Raw genomic sequence first — 11,946 nt, 5'->3', positions numbered from 1 at the left:
CTATCGCTTTGGAAGGTCCTACGTGTGCGTGGTCACAAACGCGCCAGCGAGCGGCGCCGATTTAGCGACGAATGGCGGCACCGGCGCCCGGGAACCGTTTACATGACGCACGACGGCGGCCCCCTCCCGCCGTAGTATGCGCTGCCGAAGCCGGTCACTATCTGTAAGGGGCCTTGGAGTTTGCTGTGGGCGAAGCCGGATGGCCGTTTTCAGCTAGAACCCTGTCAGTGGGGTGGCATAGGCTGAAGAAGTCTTGGGACGCACCTCGAGCGTGGCCGGTTTTCCGCGGAATCCTGCGGGGGTCACCTGTCCGGACTGCCCAGGACGCCGCCGTACGAAGGAGAAATAGATGAACCAGCTGAGCCCAGGCCCGCACGACTCACCCCGGACGGGACCGGACATCACGGCTGGAACGGCCACCGCACCAGGTGGCAACGCTGCTGGGAATCCTGACGCCGCCAAAAACGGCACTGCCAAGAACGGCGCCGCCAAGTACGACGCCGTCGCAGGGCCGTTCACCATCCGTGACCTGACGGTCTTCGGCTCCACGCTGTTGATGTTCGTCGCGTCCCTGCTGCCCATGTTCGGAGAGCGCTATAACCTCTGGAACCTTGGAAACCTGTTCTTCCTGCTGCTGGGCATCATTCTGCCGTTGGTTGTGGTGGCGCTCCTCGTTGCCCGCAGATTGCAGCCGGGAACCATCGTCCGCGTAGGTTCGCTTTCAGTGGACCAGTTCGCGTCCGTCACGGCGTCATTCGCTTTCCCGCTCTTCTTCCTGACCATCGCCAACTCCTTCAACGGCGGGGTCCTACTGGGCCTGATCGGCTCTGTGGGCCTCCTGGCCGCGACCGTCCTTGCTCCGCACCTTCCGTGGCTGTCGGCTGATTTCAAGGGTCGCACCGAAACGCCGGCCCACGTTGTTGCCCGAGAAGCCGCTGTGCCCAGCCGCAAGCCTGCCGCACCCAAAGCACCCAAGGAACCTAAAGCTCCCACGCCCGCAGGAACGTCCGCGGCCGCTCCGGCGCCAGGTTTCCAGGGATCGACGCCCGGACACCAGGCTCCGGGCGTGTCTGTTCACGGGTCGCAGGCTTCCGGCTCGCAGTCAGCCGGATTCCAGGTTCCCGGCGCGGAAGCTGCTGCCGCGTCTACTGGAGCGCCCGGCGCGGCTACTTCAGGGGCCGGCGCTTCCGCTGGTGCTGGTGCCGCCGGTTCCAGCCCGTTCGCTCCGCCAGCCAGCCACGGTGCTGCGCCGTCGGCCGCAACGGAGGCTCCCGCCGTCGTGCATTCAGCGGACGTGACCTCAACAGGCAGCACTCCTGCAGGCCAGTCTTCCGCCGACAGTCCTTCACCTGAAAGTAAGACAGCAGAAGTGGGCAGCCCCTCACCGGCTGGTTCCGCGACGAGCCAAGCACCGGCCGGGCCCAGCGCTCCTTCTTCCGCGCCTACTCCGGCGCAGGAGGTCGAGAAGGGTGCTGAGGCAGCGACGGAAGCCGGTCAGAGCCCGGCGGCCGCTGAGCCCGCCACTACCCAGCACACCATGCAGCCAGCAGCGCAGCAGCCTGCTGCCCAGCAACCCGCCGCCCAACAGCCATGGGCTGCCACGATGGCCACTCCCATCGTTTCCGGCGACACCCGGAGAGTCAGTGACTCGATCGGTGCCACCGTGGACCCGGCCAGCCGTCCGGAAGAATCGGATTCCCCGCAGTATGAGGCGTTCTGGTTCGCTGTGGCCCAGCCCAGGACCGCGTACGACGAATACTCGGGAGCTCCTGCCTTCACCATTGAACCCGGTGGCTGGGTGCTCGCGCTGGAGGACCGGGGCCACGAATTCCTGGTGCAGGACACTGACGGCAAGGTTGGGGTTCTTCGGGAGCTCAGCAACATCGAACGCGGTTAAGCAGGGATCCCGTGGCCATCGCTGAAGCTGGTTCGCTGCTCGCACTCAAACGCCGGGCCCGCAAGATCAACCGGGTCCTGGCTGAAAAGTATCCGTATGCGCACGCGGAGCTGGATTTCCGCAACCCGTTTGAGCTGGTGGTGGCCACGGTCCTGTCAGCCCAGACCACCGATGTGCTGGTCAACCAGGTCACCAGGATCCTGTTTGCCCGGTACCCGGATGCGCGGGCCATGTCAGAGGCTGATCCCGTGGAGTTGGAGACCATCCTTCAGCCCACCGGCTTCTTCCGGGCCAAAGCGCGGAACGTCCTGGCACTCAGCAACCGGCTGGTGGATGAGTACGACGGCGAGGTCCCGGGCAAGCTCGAAGACCTGGTGACGTTGCCTGGCGTCGGACGGAAAACGGCCAACGTGGTTCTTGGTAATGCCTTCGGCGTCCCCGGGATCACGGTGGACACGCACTTCGGACGACTGGCCCGGCGCTTTGGGTGGACGGCCTCCGATGATCCCGTGAAGATCGAGTTCGACGTCGCCGAGCTGTTCGAACCCAAGGATTGGACCATGTTGTCGCATCGGGTGGTCTTCCACGGCCGAAGGGTCTGCCATGCCAGGAAACCTGCATGCGGTGCCTGCCCGGTGGCCAGTCTCTGTCCCAGTTACGGCGACGGCGAGACTGACCCGGTCAAAGCAGCCAAGCTCCTGAAGTACGAGCTCGCCCCGGGAAATGAGGCACTGCTGGAGCAGCTTTTGGCGGAGACCCACCGCGCCGCGGAAATCCGCATGGAATCGCAAAGGAGGCCCGGGTGACCGCGCTTGAAGAGTTGTCGGCGCTGGTGACCCGCTTCGAAGCAGGCGAACAGCAGCACTCTGCCCTGTGGGAGAGGCTGCCCGTCCTCCCGGAAACCAACCGGCCCGCCGCCGTACTCATGCTTTTTGGCGTGTTGGATGACGTGCCGGCTGAGTCCGGGCGCCCCATAGCACCGGCCGACCTCGACGTCCTGTTGCTGGAGCGGGCACACACCCTTGACGACCATCCCGGCCAGGTAGCCTTCCCCGGCGGCATGGTGGATCCGGAGGATGAGTCGGTGGTGGCTGCGGCGTTGCGGGAAGCCGTGGAAGAAACCGGGCTGGACGCCAGCGGTGTCCGCGTTCTCGGCACCATCCCAGAGCTTGGACTGATCCGCAGCAATTTCCGTGTGACACCCGTGCTGGGCTGGTGGGACGCGCCGTCGCCTGTCCGCGTAGTAGATTACGCCGAATCCGCGCAGGTGTTCAGGGTGCCGGTGCGCGACCTCCTGGATCCCGTCAACCGGGTCACGGCCACCATTTCCCGTTTCGGACGCACCTACACCAGCCCCGGCTTCACCGTGAACGGCGTGCTGGTCTGGGGATTCACAGGGATGGTCCTAAGCGGGCTCTTTGACGAACTCGGATGGACCGTCCCCTGGGACACGGACAAAGTCCGCGACGTCGATCTCTAACAGCAGGGGCCCCCGCAGCGTGACGGTTCTGAACAGCTGTCATTTTCAGAAGCTGACTGCACTGAATGTCAGAAGTGGGTTGCATTTCGAATTTGTGGACCATGGGGGATCCCTTACCGGGCATCGTTCGAAGCTGTCATCAAGGCGGACGCCAGCCACGCTTTTCTGAGTGTGGATACGATGGCATTTCAACAAAAGCCTGAGGGGGCAGCGCCATCAAAAACCGCACTTTTGCATTAGTTACAGCCACACTCACAGCCGGGCTCCTTTTGAGCAGCTGTTCAGACTCTGGCAGCCTGAAGGTTTTGGAACGAACACCAACCGCGTCGGATGAGCTTCCTGGAGAGGTCAAACTCAACGACGTGAAGCTGGACAAGGTACTCCTTGTTGCAGAGGCCAATGGGAAGAAGTACTTCGTGGGGCAGGGCAATGAAGGGCCGCGTGCTTGCATCATCACGGTCCCTACTGATGGGTCTGGTTGGTACTCCGGATGCACTGATGCGACAAAAGGTGAGCTGGTCAGGGCCAGCGGCCCCGACCAGGAGTCTTCAATCCTGGTCGCTGACGGTTACAACACCAAGGAACTGGAATCCAGCGGCTGGACGAAGATTCACGAGAACGTCCTCGTTTCTGACGGCTAAACAGCCAAGTCATGCCAGCCGAATCAAGGGCCCGTCGGGTCGGGTGCTGCGCCCGGTAATGGATCCCCAATCGGACGCGGAGACGCTCGTTAGCCACCGCTTACGGGACGAAGTGAGCTGCCTGATGCAGAACAGGGTGGGGCGGTCGTCTGGTAGCGTCGGGCAACGAACACTTGGGGGAATATTGGATACCGAATTTGCCAGGGTAAGACCTGATCGACCACGTCTAGCCGTGGTCCTGACTACGATCTTCTGCTTATTGGCAGTTCTGCCCGCGATTCTATCCGCTCTTGTCGCTGGGGCCACCATCACGTCTGTACTCACCGGGACCGGGGCTACGTCGAACCAGGCGCTGCAAGTCAGCGCCGTTCTGGCAACCTTTTTGGCCGGCTTAGTGGCATTCGTGATGATGCGACGAAGCGTCACCGGCCGAAGAACGTGGGTATGGGCGGGCTTGGCCATCATCCTCGTTGTAGCAGCATCCGCCCCTATAGTTTGGGTTGCCGTACAAGCCTCCGCAGAGGAGTGGTGCGAATATCAACCCGGCGGCAGAGGCGGCGCCGAAATTCGCTCGGCTGATGATGTTCCGGCCGTGTGCCGTTAGCCCTTAGGGCACCACGGCTCCCTACATCTCTTTCCTCCAGCCGCGATTTCTCTTCGCAGCCGATGGCGCGAGTTCAAGCCATACTCGGTTTCGCTGTCCGGTAGAGGATCCCTTACCGGACGCTTGAAGCGTCGGGAGACCCCGGCTTATGGGCGCATAATTTGATGAACGGTCCCGGCTGCGCCACCAAGTTGTCCAAAGGAACCACTACTAATCCGAGAGGTCCTCTCCTTCGGCTTCATATTGGTGCCCGAGGGTCTTGCCGTGCGGCGTTAGCCGCAGCCAAAAGCCCTCACCCATTGGTCGCCACTCCAGAGCGTCAAGTGCCATCTCTGACCGAATCACCCATATTTCTGACGGCCGCGCCCAATCCTCAAAACCCGTCTCCCCGAGCTCTCCAGGCACCATGAGCCCCTCCGAATAAACGGAGTGAAGGACGTCCAGAACTACCTGCTTCGTATCTGGGGTAATCGTGCCTCTAGTGCCCCACCACACGACGCCATGCAATGAAACCCAGTCGGCCAGGCCAGATACGAGCAACTTACGGATGACTTCGTCTTTGCTCACCACGGCACGCCTCCCGCCAGTCACGTCCGGCCTGATCCCATTGCAGGGAAGATATCGATGGGTATTCCACGGGTCCCGGAATTAATACTTTCACGGAAGTCCCGCTCCATCATGCGAGTGATAATCACGGAGCGTTCCGCCCCTATCCCGTCGTCTCAGAGATGGTCCAAGCCTTACTAGTCAGGGCTGATTGACTGCCGCTATGTCCGCAGAAGCGTGTCATGTACCGTCACGTGCTCGCCGACCTGAACGGTCATTAGCCCGCCCAGTCCCTCACAGCGGGACCACAGTCGGAACTCTATGCGTCCAGACTCCTCACGCACGGAGATCTTCGATGCGGTCTCCCGCTCAAGAGCAAGCCTCAGTTCGTCACCGTTAACCCAACGGATGCTTGCTGACCCCGCTATCTCGTCCCAGGTCAGCTCGACCGCACTCCCGTCGTTCGCCCAAGCCATCACTGACACCACCCACGGCTGGCTAGACGGCTCGATCACAATTCCGAGATCATTCAAGTCCTCCAACCGCGGCACCTCAAGTTGCGCGCTCATAACCACATGCTGTCACACTCGGCATGCGCAAGGACCTAGGCAGCTGCACGCTTAGGGATCCCTTAGCGTGCATGGCGTTACTGGCGAAGTGGACTTCTGGGCAGGACCGTTGCCCTGTTGGGCGTTTCAGTGCTGTCGGTCGTCGATTTGAGGGTTCCAGATGAGTTGTTCTTGATCTTGGATGATCTTCCGGATTTCCCAGGCGCAGGAATTGTTCCTTCTGTCGTATGTTTGGGTTTTTTCAGCGGGTGTTCCGGCGGCTGATTTGGTTTCCCAGTCCACCAGTTGGTGGGTGATATTGAGGTCGGTGACGTCGCGGACCATTTTGTCGATGGCTAGTGTTCGGTACACCTGGTCCGAGGGTACGTCGAAGGGGTAAAGGTCGTTGTCTTTGTACAGCTGCCGGATGATGGCCATTTGCTTCCGGTTGGGGTAGAACTCTGAGGTGGATCTGCCATTGGCCTGTCTCCATTGGAGGACCGCGTACGCTGCCGTGTATTCCCGAATCTCCGGTGGCGCTTCAAGCAGGGGTGGCGTGGCGCTCACGCTGATGCTCTCGCTACCTGTCCCACCTGTGGCATAGGTGGGCGAAGCGAGGATGCCATACTCTTCCAGCCCCTCACTTAGCGATGCCGATGCAGGGTAGCTGCTGTAGCGCTGAACGCTCTTTTCGAATTCTTTCAGGGCTTCGTCCCATGGTGTTGGCGTACGCAACGGTTTATACCCCAGCGAAGGATAAACAGCGTCCGGGTTCGGGTTTGCAGAGCCCAAGGAATATAGTGCATTCCCTTGGATGGGGTCATCAACTCTGGGGCGCTCAAGGTCCTCATATCCGGCTCTGGCCTCAGCCAAGGTGTACCTTTTGGCCCATGGCTCGTCACCGGCTGGTTGATGGAGCGATTCGATAAGGAACGCCCGCCCGTTCGGTACGTAAAAGTCCTCCTCGAAGGGGTCAAGACCCAAGTTCCTGCAGATATCAACCAATGTCTCGTGAGGGAAGCAGTCCAAAGGCCGCGGCAGTAGGTACTGCTCCGTGTCCTCAAAGTCATATGGCTCTCCGTTTTCGCTGAACTGCCAGGGTTCGAAGTCTTCAAGACTAAGGCCCCTGCGGAAGCCGTTCTCGTCATAGATCGACAGGCTCCGGCTTCCCCACCGTCCCCTTGCAGGCTCATCCGGCATGCGCTTAATGTTTTTCGGGACGTCCTTCACTTGGACGGTGGTGATTCCGCGTGCTGCAGCGAAGTTCTCCCCTATGGGTCCCCGGCTCGCGGTGTCGTGGGTGTTTTCCATGACAGCTGTCCACTCGGGGTTAGTCGTCTCCAACAGAAGCCAGCGCTGACCGTAGCCCAGCGGCAGCAACTTACCCAGTAACTCCCTCAGAGCGCCCCGGTATTCAGTGATCCCGAAGCCAGCTGCCGGCTGGTAATAGCTCTCTTGAGCCCATTGCCTCCACTCAACAACGGCTTCATCAAGAGGTCGTTGAAGAAAGCCGATTGTGTTGGTGACCGGCGCCCATTCCCCACTAAGCAGTAGCTTGGCAGCAAGTTTCTGGGCAGGACTCTGTCGTGGTGGCATTTCGTGGGCTCCTAAGCAGGGTCATGGGTCAGGCGTAAAGCGGCTGATACCTAGAGCCTGAACTCATAAAGAGTCCCACAAGCCAGCCACAGCGAAAAACAGCAGACACCTACACACACCTGATCGATGCGCCCGTAAGCCGGTCCTTCACCGGACGCGGGCTAGAGGTCAGCAGCGGTGCCGGGCGAAGTGAGGATCGTGCCGTCCGAGACCAGTGCCACGCGGATGGATGCAGCGTGGAGTTCGATTGTGCCGAGGCCTCCTTCAACGGTGTAGTGGTCTCCCTCGATGATGAGTGAGTCGATATTGCCGTAGTCAACTGAGCCGTCAGGGTCACGCGAAGGCCGGGAACTGAGCTGACCCGTCCAGGTCAAATCTGTTACACCATCGAACACCAGCACCCCCTTGCGGTAGCAGTATTGCTCTCCGGGGCGTGCCGGGGCATTAGAGGGGTGTTCCTCGGTCAGTACGAACTCCGCGGTGATGACAAGCTGCCCTCGACTTGCATTGATGTCCAATACCCAGCTGTCTTCCAGGTAGAAGCCCCTAAGAACTTCATGCTCAAAGTACTTTCCCAACGTCGGCCTCCCTACCCGCCATGTCCGATGAATCGCGTGGCCCGGTCAACTGTAGCGCTGGGTGCAAAGCAGACATACGTAAGGCGATCCTTTACCGGGCACTCTGCAAACCTTGAGAGCCCTAGAAAAGTCGCGCTTCGCGGAGAGCAAGGCGCTATCGGGCACACTGCTCGTATCGCACTTCAGTACTACGGTGGCACTTTCGGAGACAGAGCTCGAACGGGCATGGCGTGGCATGCGTTAATACATGAGGTCGTACTGCAATGTCGGGGATGCCGCTAGGTTGCGTTCGGAAGCAGAATGCTCCCTACAGACCCCAAGGGTTCTGCGGTGACAGGACGGATAGGAAACTGATGAGTGAGACACTTCTGACCGTCTCGGAGTTGCCCGCTGGATTTGAGTATCCATCGGACTTCATCCGATTTGTGACCATGGAAATCATCTATCTTGAGCCGTGGTTCGTACTGACTGATGAGCGGTTACGCGAGCGCCACCAGGGGCTGAAGAACCGTTATCCAAACCGCAGATTGGTCCCGCTCGCGAGACGCGAGGACAACGATGACGTGGCGTGCTGGGATCTCTCAACAGGCAAGATCTCGATCGTGCATGACTTCGCCGACCCAGGATGGGAATCACGTGGTGACCGAGGATTTCCTGATTTCGCAGCATGGCTTCATTCAGCCATCGACGACATGCTTGAATTTCGCTGACCGCCCGCCCGTTCGCTTCGGAAGTAACCGCAGAAAGCACGAGGCAAAATGACCGACTACCCGAGGCTCAGCCGGGCTGTATCGCATGCTTTGCGCCACGAGCCGTGGCTTTACGAACTGGAGCTGGATGAGGAAGGGTGGACGTCTGTGGAGGATCTTCTTCAGGCGCTCCGGCAAGAGTCCACTGATTGGGTGAACCTTGAAGTCACCGATCTGGAGGGCATGCTTCTGTCCTCCCCTAAACGACGTCATGAACTCCGTGGTGACCGCATTCGAGCTTTCTACGGTCACAGTGTCCCTGCCCGCATAGTGAAGGCACAAGAAAGTCCACCTCAAAAACTGTTTCATGGGACGTCCAGAGAAAGCTTTGAAGCTATTCAATCCGAGGGTTTGCGACCTATGCGACGCCAGTACGTTCACCTCTCCGAGGACGTCGAAATGGCCAAGCAGGTAGGACACCGAAAGGATACTGAGCCGGTTGTCCTTCTAATTGACAGTGCGGCCGCTCACGGAGAGCACATCAGCTTCTACCAAGGTGGCGAAAAAGTATGGCTGGCGGACAGCGTTCCCGCGAAGTACGTCTCGGTCCTTTCGGCATGGAAAGACTAATAGCTTCACTGGCCTAGCTCTAGTAAGAGAGGCCTCAACCCGGGCAGGTCAAGCCTGGTGATACCGGGAGCGCGGCTCAGGTTTGGGTGCTCTCGGTCAAGCACTTTGGTACCTATCTCTATCGACCAAGAAGATTCATCCCCACCGAAGGCGATCCACGTCCGCCCGTAAGCCGGTCGCGCTCCGTGCCTGGGAATCCCGCCGTCATGTTCCGCGCGCTTGCTGGCCAAGGCCATGTACGTATGACCCGCACGATGAAATGCACGGTGACGGGGGGACTACTGCAACCACGTTCTTATGACGCGAATGAAGATCGGCTATGCCCGGGTCTCGACGAACGAGCAGGACCTGACCGCCCAACGAAACGCCCTCCTTACCCTTGGCGTTGACGAAAAGCAGATCATCGTCGATCACGGACTGACGGGAACGAACAGGGTGCGCCTGGGCCTCCGCGAAGCAATGGCAGCCTGCCGGCCGGCGATACGCTCGTGATGACCAAGCTCGACCGGATGGCACGCTCTCTATCTGATGCCAGGGATATTGCCGATGCCTGACGGCCAGGGGACCCCTGACATTCTCATGTCACACTCATCTGCACTGCCGCCGGAAATCCGCGGGATCGAGTGCGGACGACTTTTGAAAATGACAGCGCTGGTTCGCTGTCAGGCGGCCCTGCGTGCCGCCGTCGAACGATCCACTACCAGTCCGGTCGCGGCATTTTCGCGGACAGCGTTGATGCCTGCAATGACACCCTCAAGGTGTCTGAACGTCGGTGATTCGGCCACGACGGTTCCGTCAGCGGCGGTCAGGCGGAACCGGTACGTTTCGTCGTCGTCCTTGAGAATTTCGAACCTGCCAGCCATTGACGCTCCCCCTTGATGCTTCCTTGCACACATATGTGGACCAGCAATGTATCCACATAGTGAAAGTAGCCAGAACCGGGGGAGAACGAAAGTTACTTGGCGGTACCGGTCATTCCGCCTCATATGGCGAGATATGACTGGATAGTCCACGAGGTTGTGGGTACTGTGCCGCTACTTCGCCTTGTCGTAGGAATCGACGACGGCGACACTCACCGGGAATTCGACCGGGATACGTCCGAACATGAGCTCCTTGGCCGCGGCGGCCGCCTCTTCGATGGCTTGGATGCAGGCTTCCACTGCGTCTTCCGGGGCGTGAACCATCACTTCGTCGTGCAGGAAGAAGACGAGCTCCCCGGAAGGTGAGCCTTCGGCACGCATGGCCCGCAACCGGCGTCGTAATTCAGCGAGCCAGCACGCCGCCCATTCAGCAGCCGAGCCCTGGACCACGAAGTTGCGGGTGAACCGGCCACGGGACCGAGCCAGGTTATCCGCGCGGCGCTGTTCTTCCGCAGTAGTGGATTGCTGGCTGCGCAACCAGCCGGTAGATGGCGGTGGGCTGCTTCGGCCGAGCCGGGTGGTGACGGTCCTGCCGGCCTCGCCCTGGCGGGCTGCTTGCTCCACGAACCCGACGGCGCGTGGATAGGTGCGCGTGAGCTGGGGCATGAGCCTGCCCGACTCTCCAGTAGTGGCGCCGTAAATAGCGCCTAGAAGTGCAATCTTCGCCTTGGCCCGGTCGCCGCCGAACCCCTGCGCGGCGATGCCCGCGTAGAGGTCTTTGTCGCGGGCGGCTTCGGCCATTTTCGTATCCTGGGCCAGTGCAACCAGCACGCGGGGTTCCAGCTGGGAGGCATCGGCGACGATGAGCTTGTGGCCGGGATTGGCATGGACCGCGGCCCGAATGTTCCGGGGGATTTGCAGGGCACCGCCGCCCCGGGATGCCCAGCGACCGGAAACTACGCCGCCCACCACATATTCCGGGTGGAACCGGCCGTCCCGCACCCACGCGTCCAGCCACGCCCAGCCGTTGGCCGTGTGGAGCCGCGAGAGTTTTTTGTAGGCGAGCAGGGGCTGGATGGCAGGGTGCTTTGATTCCTGCAGCTCCCATTGACGCGTGCTCTTCACCTCAATCCCGTTCCGGTGCAGGGCACGCATGAGGTCCTGAGGGGAATCCGGGTTCAAACCGGGCGAGTTGAGGATGGTCCGGAGCTCGGCGCAGAGCGCTTCAAGGGCCGGAGGCCGGTGTCCCATTGGCGGCCGGGGGCCCAGGACGTCGGCGAGGATCTGCTGATGCAGCTCTTCGCGCCACGGGACGCCGGCGTGTTGCATTTCGACTGCGATGATGGCGCAAGCTGATTCGGCGGCGAGCAGCAGTTGAAGGCGCTGCTTTCGCTGTTCGTCAGTGGGGACTTGGGCGACTGCATGCTGTTGGGCTGCGAACTCTGCTGTGAGTTCGGCCAGCCCAGCTTTGGTATTCGACGGCGCAAGGTCCTCGAACAGGGCGCCTTGGTCTGCCGGCGGCGCCGGGGGTTGGAGGACGCGGGGCGGCGTCGAGTCGTCGTCCTGCGTGAGCTTGACCGCGTGCCGGGCATAGTCCGTGTCCGCCGTAAATTCCGAGTGTGCCAGGATGGCCCCGCACAGCGCCAGATCATGGCACCGCTCCAGCTCAACTCCGTGGGCCAGCAGTTCCGGATACCAGTCCATGGCGCGATGCCACACCCAGCGGGGCCGCTGGGCTTCGAATTCACGCACGACGCCGGGCAGCTCACCGCGGGTGACGACGCGAGCGTCAGCGGTGGCTTTTCCGCTGGGAGAGACCCTTTGTATGGCTGCGCCTTCCGGGTGGGCGGCAAGCAGCAAATACATGGTCTCCATTC

General features: G+C 61.0%; 11 protein-coding genes and 1 pseudogene. 7 read left to right on the top strand and 5 right to left on the bottom strand.

What is annotated here, in order from left to right; genetic code table 11:
- The first annotated feature begins 349 nt into the window (after positions 1-349).
- The 4 genes from CGK93_RS18840 to CGK93_RS18825 all read left to right on the top strand — a co-directional run bounded on the left by CGK93_RS18840 (position 350) and on the right by CGK93_RS18825 (position 4,018).
- Entirely contained in the window at positions 350-1,897 is a 1,548-nt protein-coding gene (locus CGK93_RS18840) for a hypothetical protein (protein WP_089596134.1), read from the top strand.
- A gap of 11 nt (positions 1,898-1,908) precedes the next feature.
- Entirely contained in the window at positions 1,909-2,703 is a 795-nt protein-coding gene (gene nth / locus CGK93_RS18835) for an endonuclease III (RefSeq protein WP_089596133.1), read from the top strand.
- The gene (locus CGK93_RS18830; RefSeq protein ID WP_089596132.1) at positions 2,700-3,377 is read left to right on the top strand and encodes an NUDIX hydrolase; all 678 of its coding nucleotides are present in this window, start codon (positions 2,700-2,702) and stop codon (positions 3,375-3,377) included. The genes nth and CGK93_RS18830 overlap by 4 nt, the downstream gene beginning before the upstream one ends.
- Positions 3,378-3,682: 305 nt before the next feature.
- Complete coding sequence (locus CGK93_RS18825; RefSeq protein WP_232481399.1) at positions 3,683-4,018, top strand: hypothetical protein; 336 nt, start codon at positions 3,683-3,685, stop codon at positions 4,016-4,018.
- A 1,371-nt stretch (positions 4,019-5,389) separates the two neighbouring features.
- On the opposite strand, the gene CGK93_RS18815 is transcribed toward CGK93_RS18825, so the two are convergent.
- The 3 genes from CGK93_RS18815 to CGK93_RS18805 all read right to left on the bottom strand — a co-directional run bounded on the left by CGK93_RS18815 (position 5,390) and on the right by CGK93_RS18805 (position 7,890).
- Positions 5,390-5,737 carry a hypothetical protein gene (locus tag CGK93_RS18815; RefSeq protein WP_089596129.1) on the bottom strand — a complete coding sequence of 116 codons (348 nt, stop codon included), beginning with the start codon at positions 5,735-5,737 and terminating at the stop codon, positions 5,390-5,392.
- 126 nt (positions 5,738-5,863) lie between these two features.
- Positions 5,864-7,312 (bottom strand): hypothetical protein, encoded by a 1,449-nt coding sequence (locus tag CGK93_RS18810; protein WP_089596128.1) that lies wholly within the window; start codon positions 7,310-7,312, stop codon positions 5,864-5,866.
- 161 nt (positions 7,313-7,473) lie between these two features.
- Positions 7,474-7,890, bottom strand: a complete 417-nt coding sequence (locus CGK93_RS18805; RefSeq protein WP_089596127.1) for a hypothetical protein — start codon at positions 7,888-7,890, stop codon at positions 7,474-7,476.
- Between the two features lie 353 nt (positions 7,891-8,243).
- On the opposite strand from CGK93_RS18805, the gene CGK93_RS18800 reads away from it, so the two are divergent.
- The 3 genes and pseudogenes from CGK93_RS18800 to CGK93_RS18790 all read left to right on the top strand — a co-directional run.
- On the top strand, positions 8,244-8,600 hold the full coding sequence (locus CGK93_RS18800) for a hypothetical protein (protein ID WP_089596126.1): 357 nt from the start codon (positions 8,244-8,246) through the stop codon (positions 8,598-8,600).
- A gap of 48 nt (positions 8,601-8,648) precedes the next feature.
- Positions 8,649-9,209, top strand: a complete 561-nt coding sequence (locus CGK93_RS18795) for an RNA 2'-phosphotransferase (RefSeq protein ID WP_089596125.1) — start codon at positions 8,649-8,651, stop codon at positions 9,207-9,209.
- Between the two features lie 297 nt (positions 9,210-9,506).
- A pseudogene (locus CGK93_RS18790) lies at positions 9,507-9,757 on the top strand (recombinase family protein); the annotation flags it as partial.
- 114 nt (positions 9,758-9,871) lie between these two features.
- Here the strand turns inward: CGK93_RS18790 and CGK93_RS18785 are convergent.
- Positions 9,872-10,072: a YegP family protein gene (locus CGK93_RS18785; RefSeq protein ID WP_089596124.1), complete on the bottom strand. Its 201-nt coding sequence runs from the start codon at positions 10,070-10,072 to the stop codon at positions 9,872-9,874.
- A 171-nt stretch (positions 10,073-10,243) separates the two neighbouring features.
- On the bottom strand, positions 10,244-11,935 hold the full coding sequence (locus CGK93_RS18780) for a bifunctional 3'-5' exonuclease/DNA polymerase (RefSeq protein WP_089597588.1): 1,692 nt from the start codon (positions 11,933-11,935) through the stop codon (positions 10,244-10,246).
- Positions 11,936-11,946 lie beyond the last annotated feature (11 nt).

Origin of the sequence: Arthrobacter sp. YN, assembly GCF_002224285.1 — a bacterium.
In the GTDB taxonomy this organism is placed as follows: domain Bacteria; phylum Actinomycetota; class Actinomycetes; order Actinomycetales; family Micrococcaceae; genus Arthrobacter.
The sequence above is the reverse complement of the archived record's forward strand: the minus strand, read 5'-3'. Positions and strand labels throughout refer to the sequence as shown.